The sequence below is a fragment of the Rickettsia endosymbiont of Gonocerus acuteangulatus genome (assembly GCF_964026435.1).
In the GTDB taxonomy this organism is placed as follows: domain Bacteria; phylum Pseudomonadota; class Alphaproteobacteria; order Rickettsiales; family Rickettsiaceae; genus Rickettsia.
Genome location: NZ_OZ032147.1, coordinates 1202381 through 1221818, shown reverse-complemented (window position 1 = coordinate 1221818; position 19438 = coordinate 1202381). Strand labels below are relative to the sequence as shown.

Genomic DNA, 19438 nt, shown 5'->3' with positions numbered 1-19438 from the left:
CTAGTAGCGGCATTGAGTATATAAAGAGTGCTTTAAGTTACTCTTTGACTAAAATAGAGCAAACTGATAAAATAAAGTTAGAAAATATGCTTAAAACAAGCTTAAATCCTAAAACAGAAGAGGAAATTATGGGAAGCATAGCACATCACTGGTTACAAGAAGGTATTGAGAAAGGTATAGTACAAGGTATTGAGAAAGGCATAGAAAAAGGTAGCAAAACAGAGAAAATTATTTTAGCAAAAGAAATGATGGCTAATAAAGAGCCTTTAGAAAAAATTATAAAATATACTAAGTTAAAAAAAGAAGAGATTGAGAAATTAAAAATATAAAAAAATTATGGGAAGCGTAGCACATCACTGGTTACAAGAAGGTATTGAGAAAGGCATAGAAAAAGGCAGAAAAACCGAGAAAATTACTCTAGCTAAAAAGATATTAGTAAAAAATAAGCCTTTAGATGAAATAATAGATTTTACAGGTTTAACCAAAAAAGAAATCGAAAAACTAAAGTAAATTATTATGCGAAGTATAACAATTACTAAGAAAGTACTAAAAATATAATACGCCTAACTTGGTTTATAGCTTATTTGACTCTCAACTTTTGAAGTGTCTGCATGAATCAATTCACTATTTATTAGAGCTATAAATATTAGCAAGTTCTATGTAATTCCTTACATTATCTTGCATTTCTTCTAACTCTTGATCTGTTAAATATCTAACGAATTTTGCAGGGCGACCCATCCATAATTCTTTAGATTTAATTATTTTTTTAGGAGGTACAAGGCTTCCTGCAGCAACAAAAGCATATTCTTCTATTACAGCATAGTCCATTATTGTGCTACTCATACCAATAAAGGCATTATTACAAATAATACAAGCGTGAATAAGCGATAAATGACCAATAGTTATGTTATCGCCTATTTCTACAGGACCATTAAACCTTGAAGTATGAATTACGCTGCCGTCTTGTACGTTAGTATTATCTCCTATCTTTATTGATTCAACATCTCCTCTTAAAACAGTGTTAAACCAAATGCTTGAATTACTTCCGATCTTAACATCACCTATTATAGAACTACTTGGAGCAATATAAGCGGTTTTATCAATGTTAGGTTTAATTCCTTTATAAGGAAGAATCATTAATTATAATCTACCCAAGAAATATTACCATCTTTACGGTAATAAACTATATTTATACGATTGTTATTAATATTTTTGAATACTACTGCCGGTAAATTCTCTAAATCCATTTTCATTACTGCATCTTTTACTGATAGCTTTAGTATTTCTACAGGTTTTTCAGCAATAATTATTGGATAATTAGCATCATTTGTATCATTAGTATTTTCTTGATCTTGGGGGCTAATAATGTATTTAGTACCCTCAGAATTGATTTCAGATATTTTTACTTTACCTGTGTGATGATTTTTTAGTTTTGATTTATATTTTCTAAGCTGCTTTTCAAGTTTTGCCATAGCTTTGTCAAATGCTACATATATGTCATTGCAGCTCTCATTACTTTTAACGATATTATGCTTACCTGAACCATATTTTGCTATAATATCACATTTAAAATTCATTCCTTCTTTTGAATAATGTATATCTGCACTTATTATATCGGAAAAATATTTTGTTAGAACTTGGTTCACTCTTTCTTTTGAATATTCTTGTAAATTACTACCAATAGAAATATGTTGCCCTGAAACTGAAATAATCATAAATAACCTTATAGCTTAAAATTAGAACTATAACGTAAATATTAGTTATAGTGTGTATAGATGTTACCTAGTAACATCTATACACTTAATTTATATTTAGCGTAATTTCAAGCTTTTATTACAAAATAAATCTCCTTCATAGGTAACTGATTTATTTTGTTGTAGTCTAATTAAGCCTTTAGTGATTTTTCTTACTAAAGAGTGTTCTATACCTGCTTCAAAACATATGGTAATAAAATCTTCATTATCTACAAAAATCCATTTTTTAGCTGCGTCTTCTGCTTTTTTAGCCTCTTTTTTTGGAGAAGTATTAGTTGAATCGATTATTGCTTGCATAATAATAGCTAGCCTAAGTGCAATATCAGGTAAAGGATTATGAAATTTTAAGCGTTCAAAAGGGGTAGCTAGTTTAATAACGGATGGTTTTGTCATATTATACTCCTAATTATTGATTATAAAATAAGATTCCTTAATATGAGCAAACCAGCTTATATGCTGCCCTTATTAAGAAAATCTTAAAAAAGTATAATAATTTTTAAGAGTTCAACTAAGGATGGAAAAAGAGATTGCTGATGATTGTTTTAGATTTTATTATAATACTGACGCATATAGCTCAGTTGGTTAGAGCGTTTGCCTGTCATGCAGAAAGTCGTGGGTTCGAGTCCCATCACTCTCTGCCTTATTTTAAGGGCTTTTAGTATTTTGTAAGCTATTTAAATCTCTTTTGGGTATATTCCCCGCCGCTTGCGGCGTAATATGGCGGAATGAGCAAATATATACATAAAAGTCATAATGTTACGGTACTGCTGTATCACATGGTATTTCCAGCAAAATATCGCCGAGCAGTGTTTGACGTATCAGTTGATCAAGTATTACGAGAAATATGTTTAGAGATAGAAAAGAGATATCAAATAAAATTTTTAGAAATAGGGGTTGATGAAGATCATGTCCATTTTTTGGTACAATCTGTACCAACCTATAGCGTAACAAAAATAGTAACAACAATTAAAAGTGTTACAGCTCGTCAAATATTTAGACAGTGTCCACAGGTAAAGAAACAATTATGGGGTGGAGAATTTTGGACTGATGGATATTTTACGAGTACGGTAGGTAAGCATGGAAATGAGAATATGATAGGAAAATACGTAAAAAACCAAGGCAAGGAATATCAGAAACTGCATGAGGATCATCAGCTAGCTTTCTTCTAAAATACCCCGCTGCTTGCGGCGGGGATTACTTTTATTATTTCACATGCTACAAAAAAATGAAAATAAGCTATTTTATCCTTGCACGATTGAAAGAATTGTTATATATAATTTGTTATCCCTTAAAGGGGGGTGTAGCTCAGTTGGTTAGAGCGTCTGCCTGTCACGCAGAAGGTCGCGGGTTCAAGTCCCGTCACTCTCGCCACATGCGACAACTAGAAATTTCTTGCAGTTTATCAAACGGAAAAGCCAGAGAGTAAAGCACTTTTCCGTCTTTCAAGCTTAGGTTCGAGAAGATAAAATTTAAAAACTCTCTTTTTTTGTCTATTGTCGAACCTCTAAAAGTTCTATTACAAAATTTGTTCCCATACTTTAAATTTTTATGCTGCTTATGAATTTTATAAAGTTTGAAATAGGAACAACTATTGCTGCAAAAATCTTATTAATTTTTGCTAAAAAATAACGCAATTATAAAAATAAAAACAAATTATAATTAGGTTTAAAGAGAGTCTTAAATAAGTCTAATTAAGTTATTACTATAAGATAAAACTTGAGAAAGGTGTAGGAGAGTGCTTATATTAAATATTTTAGTATACAGCAAAAGTTTATAATAATCTTCTGCCATATATCTAAAACATTACTGATTTTTATTTTAATCTATAGAGCCAATTATAGTCAGAGCCAATTATAGTCGTAGAATCATCGTGATTATTGTCTAAATAATCTAGCATATATTTATTATTTATGTGTAAATTATTTATTCCTGTTTCGCCTTGTCCGAGAAGTATAATATGTTTATATTCTTTAATATTTTTAGAACATAATTTAAACAATGATATTTTTTTATCAGTAGATATTTCATTGATAATAAACATAAATTGATCGTGAGCCAATAGAGCTATATCCTCCACTCCGTTAAACGAAAATTTTTCAGGGTTAATTTTGTCTATTAAAAGCTTTGCTATTTCTTTATGTTTATATATTAATGCCCTTTTTAAAGGCGTTTGTTTACCAAAAATTTCGTTTATATTATTTATTGGATATTCAAGAAGCGTTCTTACAAAATTAGTATATCCTTTATATGCTGCATACCATAAAGGAGTATAACAATTTGTACCAGCTGGAGTATTTGGCTCAAATCCACATGATAATAACATTTTAAGCATGTCAAGATTATTATTTTTTACTGCTACTAATGGCAAACTATCTCCTATATAAATATCATGACTGAAATTACCTTTGCTGATACGAAGATCACTAATAAAATTATCACTCCTATTTAATTCAGAAATAGCTATCTCAGCTGTTTTTTTATCGTTATATTTAACAGCATTACATAATCTTTCTTCTAACTCTGTCTGAGAAAAATGTATTACTGGTAAGTATCTATTAAAATCATTTATAGTTTTAGGCATAATATTTAATTAAGTTAATGAACTCTAATTATATTAATAATTTATTAATATATCAAGTTTTAGTTAAAAATTTAACCTATCACTTATTTAAATTAAGTAATAATTTATCAATAATTTTACTGATAGTTCTATAATAATTTATTTTTACTACATATAGTTTAAAAAATATTTATGATTATAAGAAATTCAACTAATATTTTTGAATAACATTAGCAATAATTTTAAAAAAGTTTATTAATATTAAGTGAAACAGTTACGTATATTAAAATTATTTAAGTATTTTAAATTAAATTTATTTGCAGTTTGTAATATTATAGTGGATTATATTATAGTACGATGTCATCCCGTGGCCCCCGCCACGGGATCCAGAAAAACAATTAAAAATACTATATGGTGGTGCTTATTCACGCAACAAAATAACATATAATCAACAAACCTTTTAAATACAAAGTAAATGAATTATGATTAATATCTTTCTAATTATCCTTTCTTTATTTATTTCTTTAATAACCTATCTATTTATTAGAAAAACAGATATTTTCACTAAGCTATTAATCCTAAACAGTTTAACTAGTGTAGTGAGTTTATTTATTTGCTGCTTAGGATTTTATTTAGGCAATAGCTCATATTTAGATATAGCAATTATTTATTTTTTATTGAGCTTTATAGCTACAAATGGTTATTTAAAATATTTTATATATGAATCAGATAAAAACAAAGAAGATTGATAAAGTTATTTTGGGATGCGCTTTGAGTGGTATGCTAACCGCTCTTGCTTTTGCTAAAAGGGGTATAGAAACTACCATATTTGAAAGTAAATCTGTTAAAAGCCCTAGCTTTTTTAATGATATTAGAACAACTGCTTTGACACCAGCTTCCAAAGATTTTTTATCTTCCATTGATATATGGAAGAAACTTGAAGAATTTGCGAGTACCATGAAAGATGTTTATGTAGTTGATAATAAAGCTCCTGAAATATTGGAACTAAAAAATTATAGTTCTTTAGGGTATGTAGTTCAGAATAACGATTTTAAGAAAATATTATTATCAAAAGTAATTGATAATCCGCTGATAACATTAATTGATAATAAAGAATATCAAGAGATTATAAGCCATGATGAACATTCTATTATTAAGTTTAATGACAACAACCAAATTAAATGTAATTTACTAATTATATGTGATGGTACAAATTCAAAGGTTAGGTCACATTATTTTGCAAATGAAATAGAAAAGCCATATCAAACAGCTTTAGTATTTAATATTAAGCATGAAAAACCACATGAGAATTGTGCTATGGAGCATTTTCTGCCTTTAGGACCTTTTGCATTATTGCCGATGAAAGATCAATATAGTTCTTCTGTAATATGGTCAACTTCTTCTGACCAAGCTGCTTTAATTATCCAGCTGCCTATTGAAGAGGTTAGATTTTTAACGCAAAGAAATGCTGGTAATTCGCTTGGAAAAATTACTATCGATAGTGAAGTAAGAGGTTTTCCGCTAAAAGCTCGTATAGCAAATAGATATTTTCATAATAAAATGGTACTTATTGCCGATAGTGCTCATATTGTGCATCCATTGGCCGGTCAAGGGCTTAATCAAGGTATAAAAGATATGGAAGCCCTAATTAATGTGATAAATAATAATTTACCGCTATCAGAATACCAAAAATCAAGGCAAGCAGATAATTTTATTATGTATAAGCTAACTGATGAGCTTAATAATATTTTCTCAAATCATTCAAAAAGTTTAAGGCATTTAAGACAAATAGGGTTTAAAATGATAAATAACTTTAAGACTATTAAAAATCTGATTACTAGCTACGCAATGGGTAAAAGGTAGAGTATACTAAGATAGAACTTCAAAAATTGGCTACGTCGTCTTTTATAAGATCTGTGGTACTCACGTACTATTTGTACGCTCCGCTCCGAGGGCTTTAGACTCCTTGCTCTTTTCCAAGTTGATCTTCGTATACCCAACTTTTCATTTATTATATGTATATTTTTTAATTTATTTTTTTGTTGTTTCAATTCTTAATGTCAAAACTTACGCTATGTTTGGTTCTAAATATCGTAAAGATGGAGAACGCAGCTGTTGTTGCATATATTCATCTAAAAGCCCTAACTTTATTTGGTAAACCGTTTTACCGATTGTATTTGCAGTCCTTTTGAGAAATGCCCAAACTAAAAATGCCCAACTAATATGATTACGTTGAATACGCTGTTTCCTGCATTGACAACGTTCTATCCCAGTAAGTTGCTTAATTTCTCTGTGCATGCTCTCAATTACCCATCGAAAGCCACACTCATCTTGTGCAGCTTTAGAAGATTTGTGAGTTTTGTTATTGGTAACAACATACTCAACTCTGTTGGTAGAAACAGTAAATTTAAACAAATTAACATGCTTATTTTTAGCAAAGCCTTTTATATGAATCTCTACTCCATGCCTGATCTCTTCATCTGAAAATGTCAACTCTTTTACAGCTTTATAAGGTTTAGAATCGTGTGTTTTACTAACGTTTCTATTGGCTTTAATAGGGGCATAATAATATTTCCCCAGAGAGTCAACATGTTGCATAATTTTATGTGTAGAATACCATGTGTCAAAAAGTACTGTTTGAAAAGGAATCTTCTTGCTATAAACAGCATTATTTAACATGTTTAATAGGTGTTCTAGTTTTGTTGCTCCATCATGATCAGGTGCAAAAATTCGATAATCTATTACCCAAAACTTATCAAAACTTACGCTATGTTATAGCAAATATGCTAAAAACTCTTATTACACAGCAATGTTTTATAGTGAAGCACTTCATAATATCCCTTAATTCATGGGCATTATATCAAACATAGCGTAAGTTTTGTTATTAATATAAGGGTTATAATATACCAGACTCACTACTCCTATACCTTTAGTAACTCTACCTGTAGCTCCACTGTACTGCGATCTTGCAATTTCTATTTGCTTCGTATTCCTTTTATTTAAAACCGTATCATCAAATATTGTATATCCATTAGATGAAAAAATAACATCATTCTTGATGTGTTCCCATAACAAAGAAGGTGTATATTTTTCATTCCTTAAAAATCTATTAATAACATCATGACTACATTTCTTTGCATGTTCAGCGTAGTAGGTTAAACTATAATTCTTTTGGCTAACTATTAAAAATTGACAATAATCTGTCCTATTAATTGGTATTGCTTGCAACTTTATCCTCTTTGACATGTTTAATTATTTTTACAATAATTTATCACTTTTTTACTCATAGCGTAAGTGTTGATAACCATTCTAAAGCAAAATTACATGTACAGCATGTTCAAAAAGGTTGATACAAGTGAATTTTGTAGGACTTGCCTTTTGCTCATGTATTTAATATACGCTCCGCAGGCTCGCCTTTAAATTCATCTTGTCTGAACCTTTCTGAAATATGCTGTACAAAAAAGGTAGCAAATAATGAAAGATGTTATTTTAATAGCTAATGCCAGTTCGTCTAGTTTAAAAATTTCCGTTTTTGAAGTTAAAGATAAGAAAATAAAAGATAAAATTTATAATAGGTTGAAAATACTATAAGTAAGTAGAACAGAACCTATTTAAAATAATAAGACAAAACTTACGCTATGTTATAGCAAATATGCTAAAAACTCTTATTACACAGCAATGTTTTATAGTGAAGCACTTCATAATATCCCTTAATTCATGGGCATTATATCAAACATAGCGTAAGTTTTGAAGCATTAAAAAATTGAAGCAAAGGCAAAAGAAACTGGTGTTAAACTAGACAAAGATGCGATGAGACGTTTAAATAAAATAAAAGATCGATATACACAAGCTACCAAAAAAGATGATTTTAATAAGCATCAAAGCGATCAAGCTTATGCAAAAAATCAGCAAGCCCATAAAGATTTTGTTAGTGGAAAAACAGCAGCTGCTCAAAAGCAAAGAAGAGATGATTATCGTGGATAAAATATAACTCCTTTGCATAATTCTAGCTGATAAATCATATTTATAGCTAAAATTATTTTGTTATTGTAATTTTAATGACAGTTTTTTATTATTATATTAAATAACTAAATTTAATATTTTTCAAATATGCTTTTGGGGTGTGGAGTTACTATTTCTGAAAATGGCAGAATAAATATTCCAACAAAAATTCGCAATCAATTGCATATTTCTTCAGGGGATCAACTGATGTTAGTTTTTGATAAGGAATTAAAGCTTATTCCTTTAAAAAATAAAATTAAAGAATTTCAAGCATTGGTAAAATCTAAAAATAAAAATAATATATCATTAGTTGACTCTTTGATTAAATCAAGAAAAGAAGAGTTTGATAATAATTTTCCTAATTAAATGTCCCTACTTCATGCTACTATCTTAACTGTTTTTCCTGAAATGTTTCCTGGTACTTTAGGGCATTCTTTGGCTGGGCAAGCTCTGCAAAAAAATATTTGGTCGTATGATGTTATCAATATCCGTGATTTCGGCTTAACTAAGCATAAAAATGTTGATGATGAAGCTTATGGCGGCGGTGATGGGCTGATAATGCGTCCTGACGTGCTGGGTAATGCAATAGATCACGCCTTATCTTTAAATCCAAAAGCTAAAATTTACTACCCCTCACCTCGTGGTAAAGTCTTTACACAAGGCTTTGCTAAAAAGATGTTACAGGATACAAATATTATATTCTTGTGTGGACGTTACGAAGGGATTGACGAACGTGTAATTGAAGAGTATAATATAACCGAAATTAGTGTAGGCGACTACATTTTATCCGGCGGGGAAATACCCACTCTCACCATTCTTGATTGCTTAATTAGGTTACTACCTGGTGTTTTAATGAACCAGAATACCCTTTCTTCTGAGTCTTTTGAGAAAAACGGGGAGTTTGAGGGAGGGCTTGAATGCGGCTTATATACAAGACCTGAAGTTTGGCGTAACCGAAAAGTGCCGAGTGTTTTATTATCCGGTAATCATAAATTGATTAATAAATGGAAAAAAGAGCAGTCGCTTATGATTACAAAATTACGTCGTCCGGAATTATTAAAAGATTTAAGAGACAAGGAAAGGAGTTAACAAATGAATATTATTGACCGCTTTGAACAGGAAAATATTTCAAAGCTTATTGAAAATAAAAAAATTCCTGATTTTAAAGCTGGTGATACAGTTAAAGTTACCGTAAAAATAGTTGATAGATCAGTTGAGAAAGATGGTAAAGAAAAGCTGACTGAAAGATTCCAAGCTTATGAGGGTGTGGTTATTGCTAAAAGAAATTGTGGCATTACCTCTTCGTTTTTAGTACGTAAAATTAGCCATGGTGAGGGTGTTGAGAGACGCTTCATGACTTATTCACCGGTAGTACATGCTATTGATGTAGTAAAATATGGTGTAGTTCGTCGTGCTAAACTTTACTATTTAAGAGAGAGAAGTGGTAAATCAGCGAGAATTAAAGAAAGACACATGCATATTGCTAAAACACCTAAAGCTAAAGTAGCTGAGGCTGTTTAATCTTATTCGTTATTTCCGCTGCATGGATCAGTTTTTCCGTCATTGCGAGCGACTGTAAGGAGCTTGGCAATCCAAAAAAAATATAAAAAATGCTATAAGTTAGCATTTTTTATACTTCTTTACTTTGTAAATTCCTCATAATGACGGAAAAAATGATCCACATAACAATGCTTCCACGGGAATGACATATAAGGTCACCTACATCTGAATAAAAGATAACATTTTTTTAATAACTGTCCGGTACTATTAACAACACCACCCCGTGACTTGGGGACTAGGTCCAGCTAAAAAATGCTAATTTATAGCATTTTTTATTATTTTTTCTGGATTGCCAAGCTCCCTTCAACTGCATAACCCATGACGTGTTCTCTTTAATTGTCCAGTACTAATTATTAATCAAGAATTTTGCAATAAAATTGCTCGATTACCTTTGTCTATTCTTTGATGTTTTTGTTCTATTATTAGGGGTGTTAGACGGTTGCAAATTGCCAAGTCTATTGAGAGCTTGGCTATGCTGTTGTATTTTTTTTGCTCCGGCAGTTGCTATTGATTTAGTAACTTTAGCAGTTTCTAAGAAGATTTGTTGTGGAGTTTGTAGCTGATCAATTTGATTATAATGATTTTTAAGAAATTCTTTTTTTACCTTTTCATCAACTCCTTTTAAATCAACATATGATTTATATAGTTCTTTTAAGGTTGCTTTAGATTCTGCCATTTGCTTATCAGAAGATTTTTTAGAAAGCGATTTGATAGAATCAGTGAAAATACTACCTATCTTTATTAAGAGTATTAATAGCAGGTGTTGTTATTTTCTTTATTCCATCATAAATTTTACTTAAGGTATTAGCTACAATGTCTAATAGTTTTGGTTCTTGTTCTTTAGATATATCAGGAGTATTTGCTATTATATCTCTCATATCATATAGTTTAGTAGTAAAATTCATTAAAGGTATCTTTGGTTCCTCTTCATTTATTTGTTTAGCTGCTCTACTAGCTATCTTAGCTTGCCTATCTAAACTATCAGCAATAATTGACTTAGTCTGCTGAAAAGTCAAATTTTTTGGGTTCTTTACTATGGGCTTCTTAGGTCTATATTCTTTTAATCTTTTCAGCCTATCATGCAATTCTTGATTAGGTCTATCTTTAAGCTCTTTACTCTTATTCTCTAATTTAATTTCAGACTCTATTTGCTCTATTAATTTTTCTGCTTCACTGCTAGGTTTTTTGGATGGAACATAAGGCTTATCTTGCAACTTAGCAAGTCTTGATTCTAATTCTTCTAACGAGGGAATATTATCTCTATCTTGTAATTTTCTTAATCTTGATTCTAGATCTGATATATCAAATGAAGCCATAAATTACCTAACAAATTTTAATGTCTCTAACATACTAGCATATTATACATAATATAGTCAATTCCTATACATATAAAATTATTAGTAGAACTCAATATAATTTTTGGTATTAAGGGTATATGTCAGATTTTAATGATGATCAATGTTGCTACCAGCTATTTTAACACTGCTATCTTCGAATTTAAGATATTGGGTTATATGAGGCATAATAGTTTCACCGGTGGTGATTACATCATCAATTAATAAGATTTTTTTACCTAAAATATTATATTTTGTATTAAATTTGATACTACCGCTTATATTGTTTTTACGCTGTCTTTTTGATAAAAAAGTTTGTGCTTTTGTCCATTTTGACTTAATCAATATATCGGCTTTTACTGTAAGATTCATAATTTTTGCTAATTCTTCTGCAAGAATTTGAGGCGGGTTATACATCCGCAATAACTTTTTAAACCTATTCATCGGCACAGCTATGATTAAATCAACATCTTTTATATCTTCCAAATATCTATTACATAAAAGCTTTGCGAAAGTTTTAGCAAATATCGTTTTATCTTGATATTTAAATTGATGAACTACTTTTTTGCTATATTCATTAAACTTTAAATAGACTACGAGCAAGATTATAATTAGGTTTTTTGCTATAACAACACCCACAAACTGCATTATCTAAGATTTTTACGCTAAATCTTTGACCGTATATATTGCAATAAGGCTTTGCTATAAACTCCAATTTTTGCCAACAATCCCCACAAAACTCACCACTACTACTTAATATTTCCAAGCAGCTTAGGCATCTTTGTGGTAAAATATAATCTATTAAATAATTATAAACTTTTACTAACAATTAACGCCCCACTGAAGATTCGTGATGCTTAGAAGCATTTTGTGTTTGTTGTGGCGGTGTTATACTATTACTATAGCCGCTAATTTTACCATGTGTAAGGTTCTCTTGCATATTATGAACTTGTTCTTGTGCTTTGCTTATTTCAGGCTTCTGTACTTTATTAGCAACATTTGGCGTTACTGGAGTTTGAGTTTGTTTATTTTCTTTGCTAAATGCCTCCTTTACTTCCTCAAATTGTGCTTCAACAAAATAACTAGCTCCAGCTTTTACTGCCGATTTAACTTTTTGAAAACCAGTTTTCTCAGGAGGTTCTTTAAACTCATCTCTTGCTCCTACTTCTTTTTGTTTTGTAGCAAATGCTGCTTCGAGCTGTATCTGGTTTAACTTATCTAGATTAGGCGTATCTAAAAATTCTTTCAATGTTTGATTATTTATTCTTTCTTGCCTTTCTAATTCTTTCAGTTCTTTTTCATTTTCATAATTTCCGGCAGATAATTTTAAATCTCTTTTGGGTATATTCCCCGCCGCTTGCGGCGTAATATGGCGGAATGAGCAAATATATACATAAAAGTCATAATGTTACGGTACTGCTGTATCACATGGTATTTCCAGCAAAATATCGCCGAGCAGTGTTTGACGTATCAGTTGATCAAGTATTACGAGAAATATGTTTAGAGATAGAAAAGTGAAAATACTATAAGTAAGTAGAACAAAACTTATTTAAAATAATAAGATTTTAAATAGGTAATGATGAACAGAAAATATAGACACTTATCTCGCGAAGAGAGATATGAAATAAAAAGAATGTATGACCTAGGAGTCAGTATTAACAAGATAGCACAACATCTTACGAGGTCTAAAAGCACTATTAGTATGGAGCTAAAAAGAAATAAAGTAAAAGGTAAGTATATGCCTTGTGTTGCTCAGGAACAATATAAAAAAAGGATGCATCAGCAAGAGTTATTAAAAATAGAGAAGTTACCTATTTTGTTAAATTATATCAAAAATGCTATGATTCACAAGAAATGGTCACCGGATGCTATAGCCGGAAAGTTAAAACTGGACAAAAATACAGCTTGTTGTATCAGTACAGAAAGTATATATAGATTTGTCTACACTTCTCCAGTTGCAGCTAAATTAAAGTTATATAGCTATTTACCGTCTAAAAGATATAAAAGGCAAGAAAGGGGGACAAGGCATCAAAGGATCATTATACCACAAAGGATCTCAATACATCAGCGTGATGCAATAGCAATGCAAAAGCTAGAAGTAGGGCATTTTGAGGCAGATCTTACATTTCATAAAGGTAATCAAAGTATGAATATCGGTGTGCTGGTGGATAAAAAGAGTCAAAAGATTATTTTAGTGCTGAATAACTCCAAAAGAGCTAAAACAGTTACCACTGGGTTTTTAAAAAAGATCAAAACGCTGCCAAGTAGTGTTAGAAAGACTATTACTATGGATAATGGCAAAGAGTTTGTAGGGCATCTTGCTTATAGACTATCTGGGTTTCAAACTTTCTTTTGTGATCCATACCGCCCTAGACAAAAAGCACTAGTGGAGAAAATGAATTCTATGATTCATAGAATTTTACCTAAAAATACAGATATTACAACCGTTACACAAAGAGGTCTTGACAATATTGCTGAGATTTTAAATAACATGCCAAGAAAGATTTTTGGTTATAAAACCCCCAATGAAATTTGGGCAGAAAATTTATAGGTTTTGTTCTACTTAGTCCTTGAATTTTCAAAGAGATATCAAATAAAATTTTTAGAAATAGGGGTTGATGAAGATCATGTCCATTTTTTGGTACAATCTGTACCAACCTATAGCGTAACAAAAATAGTAACAACAATTAAAAGTGTTACAGCTCGTCAAATATTTAGACAGTGTCCACAGGTAAAGAAACAATTATGGGGTGGAGAATTTTGGACTGATGGATATTTTACGAGTACGGTAGGTAAGCATGGAAATGAGAATATGATAGGAAAATACGTAAAAAACCAAGGCAAGGAATATCAGAAACTGCATGAGGATCATCAGCTAGCTTTCTTCTAAAATACCCCGCTGCTTGCGGCGGGGATTACTTTTATTTTTTTATTTTATTTTTTTTATCGTTTCCCCTCTCCATATGTACTATATTCGAGTCCACTTCACCCGTAATATTAACAAAAGCTGCTGTTGCTGCAAATGCAATACCACCTATACTTCCGGTAGCTATTCCATCAGCAAATAAAGATGCCGCTTCTAAAGTAGTATCACGCACTGATTTTACAAATTGTTTAGCCCACCCACCTTCAAAAGTTTTATCAGGTGAAGGTTCAGGCGGATTTTTATAAATATCTGGTATTTTAGTATCTAAAAACTTTTGTAAATTCGGAGCATCTTTAGCTATATTTTCTTTAGCTTCCAATACCTTATTAAGTTGCTGTGCTTTAGCTCCTTTAATACTTTCTAAAGCAGTTTTTTCTCTATCTAATTTTTTGTCCTCTCGCACTTCAAGTGTTTCTTTCGTAACGTTATATGCCACAGCAGTTAGAGAAAGTGCTGCAATACCGACACCTATAGCGTTGGATTTAATACTACTAAACTAATAGCACCGCCTACTTTAAGAATTCTTTTAGTACCTTTGCTTGATATTACCTTATACGTTTTATCTAAACCATCTGCTATCGTATTACCACCAGACACACTAGTTCTAATTTTATTAAGAGCTTTATCATATAAGCCAGGACTATGCTGTCCTTCTTTCTTAATTTTTCCACCTTTCCGAGCTTTATCAAGTGGATCAGCTGCTTTTGAAACAGCTGTTGCTACTTTAGATCCGCCTTTAGCTAATCCTTCTACTATATGCTCAACACCGCCGACAATATCATGTGCAGCAATTTTACCTACTCCTTTAACTACCCCTGCAGTTACATGATATCCTGCCTCAGCGGTAGCTCCAGCTCGTGCCATTCTTGTGCCTTTAAGTTTAGGATCATCCTTTAATATTTTCCTTGTTTTTTTCTCTTCTTGGGGATTTGAGGGTGCTGGTTGTTCCTGCTCTTGTACAGGTTCAGGATTTTGTACATTAACCCCTTCAGGCGAATTAATAGACGACTTCAAACTTTCCTTACTCATAAATTTATATCCTTAACATCAAAACTTACGCTATGAGTAAAAAAGTGATAAATTATTGTAAAAATAATTAAACATGTCAAAGAGGATAAAGTTGCAAGCAATACCAATTAATAGGACAGATTATTGTCAATTTTTAATAGTTAGCCAAAAGAATTATAGTTTAACCTACTACGCTGAACATGCAAAGAAATGTAGTCATGATGTTATTAATAGATTTTTAAGGAATGAAAAATATACACCTTCTTTGTTATGGGAACACATCAAGAATGATGTTATTTTTTCATCTAATGGATATACAATATTTGATGATACGGTTTTAAATAAAAGGAATACGAAGCAAATAGAAATTGCAAGATCGCAGTACAGTGGAGCTACAGGTAGAGTTACTAAAGGTATAGGAGTAGTGAGTCTGGTATATTATAACCCTGATATTAATAAGTTTTGGGTAATAGATTATCGAATTTTTGCACCTGATCATGATGGAGCAACAAAACTAGAACACCTATTAAACATGTTAAATAATGCTGTTTATAGCAAGAAGATTCCTTTTCAAACAGTACTTTTTGACACATGGTATTCTACACACAAAATTATGCAACATGTTGACTCTCTGGGGAAATATTATTATGCCCCTATTAAAGCCAATAGAAACGTTAGTAAAACGCACGATTCTAAACCTTATAAAGCTGTAAAAGAGTTGACATTTTTAGATGAAGAGATCAGGCATGGAGTAGAGATTCATATAAAAGGCTTTGCTAAAAATAAGCATGTTAATTTGTTTAAATTTACTGTTCCTACCAACAGAGTTGAGTATGTTGTTACCAATAACAAAACTCACAAATCTTCTAAAGCTGCACAAGATGAGTGTGGCTTTCGATGGGTAATTGAGAGCATGCACAGAGAAATTAAGCAACTTACGGGATAGAACGTTGTCAATGCAGGAAACAGCGTATTCAACGTAATCATATTAGTTGTGCATTTTTAGTTTGGGCATTTCTCAAAAGGACTGCAAATACAATCGGTAAAACGGTTTACCAAATAAAGTTAGGGCTTTTAGATGACTATATGCAACAACAGCTGCGTTCTCCATCTTTACGATATTTAGAACCAAACATAGCGTAAGTTTTGTTATACAAAACTTACGCTATGTTATAGCAAATATGCTAAAAACCCTTACTACAAAGCTATGTTTTTACAGTGCATCACTTTATAATATCCTTTAATTTATAGGAATTATATCAAACATAGCGTAAGTTTTGTTATAAATAAACGAAGCAAGTACGCAAGAAATCACACGCATATCCATAGGGTCGGATCTGCTGGTTAGAATAATCGGCACTTTAGCTCCAAGTACGATACCAGCCATAACTGCTTGACCTAAATATTTAAGCTGCTTTGCAAGCATGTTACCCGACTCAAGATCCGGAACCACTAATATATCAGCATTTCCTGAAACAGATGAGCTAATGCCTTTTGCCTCTGCCGCAAATAAAGATATAGCATTGTCAAAAGCAAGAGGACCATCAACTATAGCGTTGATAATTTGTCCACGATATACCATCTTAGATAAGCTAGCTGCATCAAGAGTAGTGGGGATTGCGGAAGTAACAGTCTCAACAGCCGATAATACTGCAACTCTAACCTGCTTATCTTCTTTTAGGATATGCATTAAATCTATAGCATTCTGCACTATATCACGCTTATCTTCTAAAGTAGGGCGGATATTAATAGCAGCATCGGTAATAATAAAAGGTTTAGGGAAAGTAGCCACTGCCATTAAGAAAGCATGGCTTATTCGGCGTTCGGTACGCAAGCCGTTTTCTTTATGAACTACTGCTGACATAAGCTCGTCAGTATGCAGAGACCCTTTCATAATGGCAGCAACTTCTCTTTTCTTTGCAAGCTCTACAGCTTTTTTTGCTGCATCGTGACTGAAAATACTATAAGTATAGCATAAATCATTAAGATACTGACAATTTAATAGTATTAAAAACAGCATCATAAAATGTTTCAAAATCTCCTACAACTTTCCTAATTTCATTTTTTATCTTAAACCAGTAATGCTCTATAGGATTTAAATCAGGAGAGTAAGTTGGTAAATACAATATGGTACAACCAACGGATTCAATGAACTCTTTAACTTTAGAATTTTTATGAAAATTAATGTTATCCATAATAACGGTTTGCCCAGGTTGTAATTCTGTAATTAATACATCTCTAATATAAGTTTTAAAGACCTCTGTATTACAATTACCTTCAAATATTACAGGAGCAATAAGATTACCATTACAAAGACCAGCTATCATACTTATTCTAAATTTATGTTGATACACCTTTTCTCCATAACACCTTTGTCCTATAATGCTCCATCCATACTCTTTGCAAGCATTATCCTCTATTCCAGATTCATCAAGATATACTAATTTGTCTTTTGTGATGGTTTGTATCTTTGCTATAAATTCATTTCTTAATTTAATATCTCTTTTCGGATGAAAATGAGTTTTTTTATAGCTATAGCCAAGTTTTCTGATTTGTCTTAAAATAGTTACAGATGCAATATTACCCCATTGCTTTGCTAACTCCTTTGATGTTTTATTCATATTAGCTTTAAAAAATTCTTTAAAAGATTCTGAATCTTTTATCTTATGACTATGTCCTTTCTGATAACCAGTTGCTGCTTCTAAAGTACCTTGCTTATCTTTTAATTTTTTCCATTTATATATAGTATCACGACTTACATTAAATAATTTACTTACCTTACTTATTCGTATCCCTGCTTCTACAGCTTTTATAACTCTTAGTCTTAGTTCTATTGCATATGCTCGTGCCATATCTCTTTACATGCTTGTTAATATTTGCTTACTATAACATGATACTCTCGCTCTGTCAGTACCTTAATGACTTATGCTATAAGTAGAACAGAACCTATTTAAAATAATAAGATTTTAAATAGGTAATGATGAACAGAAAATATAGACACTTATCTCGAGAAGAGAGATATGAGATAAAAAGAATGTATGACCTAGGAGTCAGTATTAATAAGATAGCACAACATCTTACGAGGTCTAAAAGCGCTATTAGTATGGAGCTAAAAAGAAATAAGGTAAAAGATAAGTATATGCCTTGTGTTGCTCAGGAAAAATATGAAAACAGGATGTATCAGCAAGAGTTATTAAAAATAGAAAAGAACCCTATGTTGTTAGATTATATTAAAAATGCTATGATTCGCAAGAAATGGTCGCCGGATGCTATAGCCGGAAAGTTAAAACTAGACAAAAATACAGCTTTGTGTATCAGTACAGAAAGTATATATAGATTTGTTTACACTTCTGCAGTAGCAGCTAAATTAAAGTTATATAGCTATTTACCTTCTAAAAGATATAAAAGGCAAGAAAGAGGGAAGAGGCGTCAAAGGATCATTATACCACAAAGGATCTCAATACATCAGCGTGATGCAATAGCTACGAAAAAGGTAGAAGTAGGGAATTTTGAGGCAGATCTTACATTTCATAAAGGTAATCAAAGTATGAATATTGGTGCACTGGTGGATAAAAAGAGTCAAAAGATTATTTTAGTGCTGAATAACTCCAAGAGAGCTACAACAGTTACCAATGGTTTTTTAAGAAAGATAAAAACTCTTCCAAATAGTGTGAGAAAGACTATTACTATGGATAATGGCAAAGAGTTTGTGGGGCATGTTGCCTATAGACTATCTGGGTTTCAAACTTTCTTTTGTGATCCATACCGCCCTAGACAAAAAGCATTAGTGGAAAAAATGAATTCTATGATTCATAGAATTTTACCTAAAAATACAGATATTACTACCGTTACACAAAGAGGTCTTGACAATGTTGCTGAGATTTTAAATAACATGCCAAGAAAGATTTTTGGTTATAAAACCCCCAATGAAATTTGGGCAGAAAATTTATAGGTTTTGTTCTACTTAGTCCTTGAATTTTCACGGTGTTACTATAAATGAATGCAGTAAAATATTGCGAGCAGCAGGAGCAAAAGAGGTTAAGGTAGTGTCTGTGGCGATGACATAAAACGTCATTGTGAAGAGGCTTGCTTGTGGAGACCACTTTCGTCTCTGTCATCTCGTGGCTCTTATGTCATTCCCGCGTAGGCGGGAATCTAAAATAAAGCGAGATAAATCGAGCTTTATTTTTTAAGTTTTGATGTATTTATATTTATTTTTTTCTGGATTCCCACCGTTGCTAAGAATGACATTGAATTCATACAACAAGACCTTACCTAAGCGGAAATGATATAA

The 19438-nt window shown here is 31.5% G+C and carries 24 protein-coding genes, 2 tRNA genes and 5 pseudogenes; 16 read left to right on the top strand and 15 right to left on the bottom strand.

The window, feature by feature from the left end:
• Nucleotides 1-44: 44 nt before the first annotated feature.
• Together AAGD55_RS07515 and AAGD55_RS07510 are read left to right on the top strand one after the other, a co-directional pair.
• Nucleotides 45-329: a transposase gene (locus tag AAGD55_RS07515; RefSeq protein ID WP_341791015.1), complete on the top strand. Its 285-nt coding sequence runs from the start codon at nt 45-47 to the stop codon at nt 327-329.
• 7 nt (nt 330-336) lie between these two features.
• Nucleotides 337-510: a transposase gene (locus tag AAGD55_RS07510; protein WP_341791014.1), complete on the top strand. Its 174-nt coding sequence runs from the start codon at nt 337-339 to the stop codon at nt 508-510.
• A gap of 114 nt (nt 511-624) precedes the next feature.
• Here the strand turns inward: AAGD55_RS07510 and AAGD55_RS07505 are convergent, their stop codons facing one another.
• The 3 genes from AAGD55_RS07505 to AAGD55_RS07495 all read right to left on the bottom strand — a co-directional run bounded on the left by AAGD55_RS07505 (nt 625) and on the right by AAGD55_RS07495 (nt 2147).
• Nucleotides 625-1137, bottom strand: a complete 513-nt coding sequence (locus tag AAGD55_RS07505) for a gamma carbonic anhydrase family protein (RefSeq protein ID WP_341791013.1) — start codon at nt 1135-1137, stop codon at nt 625-627.
• Nucleotides 1137-1715: a ribosome hibernation-promoting factor, HPF/YfiA family gene (hpf, locus tag AAGD55_RS07500; RefSeq protein ID WP_341791012.1), complete on the bottom strand. Its 579-nt coding sequence runs from the start codon at nt 1713-1715 to the stop codon at nt 1137-1139. The genes AAGD55_RS07505 and hpf overlap by 1 nt, the downstream gene beginning before the upstream one ends.
• 96 nt (nt 1716-1811) lie before the next feature.
• The gene (locus tag AAGD55_RS07495) at nt 1812-2147 is read right to left on the bottom strand and encodes a hypothetical protein (RefSeq protein ID WP_341791011.1); all 336 of its coding nucleotides are present in this window, start codon (nt 2145-2147) and stop codon (nt 1812-1814) included.
• 172 nt (nt 2148-2319) lie between these two features.
• On the opposite strand from AAGD55_RS07495, the gene AAGD55_RS07490 reads away from it, so the two are divergent.
• The 3 genes from AAGD55_RS07490 to AAGD55_RS07480 all read left to right on the top strand — a co-directional run bounded on the left by AAGD55_RS07490 (nt 2320) and on the right by AAGD55_RS07480 (nt 3125).
• Nucleotides 2320-2394: transfer RNA gene (locus AAGD55_RS07490), tRNA-Asp, on the top strand.
• 85 nt (nt 2395-2479) lie between these two features.
• Nucleotides 2480-2923, top strand: coding sequence for an IS200/IS605 family transposase (gene tnpA, locus AAGD55_RS07485; RefSeq protein ID WP_341790826.1), 444 nt, complete (start codon nt 2480-2482; stop codon nt 2921-2923).
• A 125-nt stretch (nt 2924-3048) separates the two neighbouring features.
• Nucleotides 3049-3125: transfer RNA gene (locus AAGD55_RS07480), tRNA-Asp, on the top strand.
• Nucleotides 3126-3567: 442 nt separating this feature from the next.
• Here AAGD55_RS07480 and AAGD55_RS07475 read toward each other — a convergent pair.
• Nucleotides 3568-4335, bottom strand: coding sequence for an ankyrin repeat domain-containing protein (locus AAGD55_RS07475; protein ID WP_341791010.1), 768 nt, complete (start codon nt 4333-4335; stop codon nt 3568-3570).
• Between the two features lie 461 nt (nt 4336-4796).
• On the opposite strand from AAGD55_RS07475, the gene AAGD55_RS07470 reads away from it, so the two are divergent.
• Both AAGD55_RS07470 and ubiH read left to right on the top strand, forming a co-directional pair.
• A complete protein-coding gene (locus tag AAGD55_RS07470; protein WP_341791009.1) occupies nt 4797-5063 on the top strand; it encodes a monovalent cation/H+ antiporter complex subunit F in 267 nt (88 codons plus the stop codon).
• Nucleotides 5035-6177 (top strand): 2-octaprenyl-6-methoxyphenyl hydroxylase, encoded by a 1143-nt coding sequence (gene ubiH, locus AAGD55_RS07465; RefSeq protein WP_341791008.1) that lies wholly within the window; start codon nt 5035-5037, stop codon nt 6175-6177. The genes AAGD55_RS07470 and ubiH overlap by 29 nt, the downstream gene beginning before the upstream one ends.
• A gap of 204 nt (nt 6178-6381) precedes the next feature.
• Here ubiH and AAGD55_RS07460 read toward each other — a convergent pair whose 3' ends face one another.
• The 3 genes and pseudogenes from AAGD55_RS07460 to AAGD55_RS12415 all read right to left on the bottom strand — a co-directional run.
• Nucleotides 6382-6993 carry a transposase gene (locus AAGD55_RS07460; protein ID WP_341791007.1) on the bottom strand — a complete coding sequence of 204 codons (612 nt, stop codon included), beginning with the start codon at nt 6991-6993 and terminating at the stop codon, nt 6382-6384.
• A gap of 162 nt (nt 6994-7155) precedes the next feature.
• Nucleotides 7156-7560: a hypothetical protein gene (locus tag AAGD55_RS07455; RefSeq protein ID WP_341791006.1), complete on the bottom strand. Its 405-nt coding sequence runs from the start codon at nt 7558-7560 to the stop codon at nt 7156-7158.
• A gap of 89 nt (nt 7561-7649) precedes the next feature.
• A pseudogene (locus tag AAGD55_RS12415) lies at nt 7650-7780 on the bottom strand (palindromic element RPE3 domain-containing protein); the annotation flags it as partial.
• Between the two features lie 344 nt (nt 7781-8124).
• Here AAGD55_RS12415 and AAGD55_RS07445 point away from each other — a divergent pair.
• The 4 genes from AAGD55_RS07445 (at nt 8125) to rplS (ending at nt 9837) form a co-directional block, all read left to right on the top strand.
• Nucleotides 8125-8298 carry a hypothetical protein gene (locus AAGD55_RS07445; protein ID WP_341791005.1) on the top strand — a complete coding sequence of 58 codons (174 nt, stop codon included), beginning with the start codon at nt 8125-8127 and terminating at the stop codon, nt 8296-8298.
• Between the two features lie 126 nt (nt 8299-8424).
• Nucleotides 8425-8682, top strand: a complete 258-nt coding sequence (locus AAGD55_RS07440) for an AbrB/MazE/SpoVT family DNA-binding domain-containing protein (protein ID WP_341791004.1) — start codon at nt 8425-8427, stop codon at nt 8680-8682.
• Nucleotides 8683-9405, top strand: coding sequence for a tRNA (guanosine(37)-N1)-methyltransferase TrmD (gene trmD / locus AAGD55_RS07435; RefSeq protein ID WP_341791003.1), 723 nt, complete (start codon nt 8683-8685; stop codon nt 9403-9405). It abuts the gene before it with no gap.
• 3 nt (nt 9406-9408) lie between these two features.
• Nucleotides 9409-9837 (top strand): 50S ribosomal protein L19, encoded by a 429-nt coding sequence (gene rplS / locus AAGD55_RS07430; protein WP_341791002.1) that lies wholly within the window; start codon nt 9409-9411, stop codon nt 9835-9837.
• A gap of 424 nt (nt 9838-10261) precedes the next feature.
• On the opposite strand, the pseudogene AAGD55_RS07425 reads toward rplS, so the two are convergent.
• The 4 genes and pseudogenes from AAGD55_RS07425 to AAGD55_RS07410 form a co-directional block, all read right to left on the bottom strand.
• Nucleotides 10262-11192, bottom strand: a pseudogene (locus tag AAGD55_RS07425) (hypothetical protein).
• Nucleotides 11193-11321: 129 nt separating this feature from the next.
• Nucleotides 11322-11627 (bottom strand): ComF family protein, encoded by a 306-nt coding sequence (locus AAGD55_RS12410; RefSeq protein WP_410526130.1) that lies wholly within the window; start codon nt 11625-11627, stop codon nt 11322-11324.
• Nucleotides 11628-11787: 160 nt separating this feature from the next.
• Nucleotides 11788-11976, bottom strand: a complete 189-nt coding sequence (locus AAGD55_RS07415) for a double zinc ribbon domain-containing protein (RefSeq protein ID WP_341792551.1) — start codon at nt 11974-11976, stop codon at nt 11788-11790.
• A gap of 63 nt (nt 11977-12039) precedes the next feature.
• Nucleotides 12040-12459, bottom strand: coding sequence for a hypothetical protein (locus AAGD55_RS07410; protein WP_341791001.1), 420 nt, complete (start codon nt 12457-12459; stop codon nt 12040-12042).
• 128 nt (nt 12460-12587) lie between these two features.
• Here AAGD55_RS07410 and AAGD55_RS07405 point away from each other — a divergent pair.
• The 3 genes and pseudogenes from AAGD55_RS07405 to tnpA (AAGD55_RS07395) all read left to right on the top strand — a co-directional run.
• Nucleotides 12588-12725, top strand: a pseudogene (locus tag AAGD55_RS07405) (transposase); the annotation flags it as partial.
• A 61-nt stretch (nt 12726-12786) separates the two neighbouring features.
• Nucleotides 12787-13761, top strand: a complete 975-nt coding sequence (locus AAGD55_RS07400; protein ID WP_341791000.1) for an IS30 family transposase — start codon at nt 12787-12789, stop codon at nt 13759-13761.
• Nucleotides 13762-13791: 30 nt separating this feature from the next.
• Nucleotides 13792-14100, top strand: a pseudogene (tnpA, locus tag AAGD55_RS07395) (IS200/IS605 family transposase); the annotation flags it as partial.
• A 31-nt stretch (nt 14101-14131) separates the two neighbouring features.
• Here tnpA (AAGD55_RS07395) and AAGD55_RS07390 read toward each other — a convergent pair.
• Nucleotides 14132-14572 (bottom strand): hypothetical protein, encoded by a 441-nt coding sequence (locus AAGD55_RS07390; protein ID WP_341790999.1) that lies wholly within the window; start codon nt 14570-14572, stop codon nt 14132-14134.
• 32 nt (nt 14573-14604) lie between these two features.
• A complete protein-coding gene (locus tag AAGD55_RS07385; RefSeq protein WP_341790998.1) occupies nt 14605-15150 on the bottom strand; it encodes a hypothetical protein in 546 nt (181 codons plus the stop codon).
• Nucleotides 15151-15238: 88 nt separating this feature from the next.
• On the opposite strand from AAGD55_RS07385, the gene AAGD55_RS07380 reads away from it, so the two are divergent.
• Entirely contained in the window at nt 15239-16090 is an 852-nt protein-coding gene (locus tag AAGD55_RS07380; RefSeq protein ID WP_341790997.1) for a transposase, read from the top strand.
• Between the two features lie 294 nt (nt 16091-16384).
• On the opposite strand, the pseudogene AAGD55_RS07375 reads toward AAGD55_RS07380, so the two are convergent.
• Nucleotides 16385-17098: pseudogene (locus AAGD55_RS07375) on the bottom strand (bifunctional enoyl-CoA hydratase/phosphate acetyltransferase); the annotation flags it as partial.
• 28 nt (nt 17099-17126) lie between these two features.
• Entirely contained in the window at nt 17127-17996 is an 870-nt protein-coding gene (locus tag AAGD55_RS07370; RefSeq protein ID WP_341790833.1) for an IS630 family transposase, read from the bottom strand.
• Between the two features lie 125 nt (nt 17997-18121).
• Between AAGD55_RS07370 and AAGD55_RS07365 the strand changes: the two genes are divergently transcribed.
• Nucleotides 18122-19096 carry an IS30 family transposase gene (locus tag AAGD55_RS07365; RefSeq protein ID WP_341790996.1) on the top strand — a complete coding sequence of 325 codons (975 nt, stop codon included), beginning with the start codon at nt 18122-18124 and terminating at the stop codon, nt 19094-19096.
• Nucleotides 19097-19438: the final 342 nt, after the last annotated feature.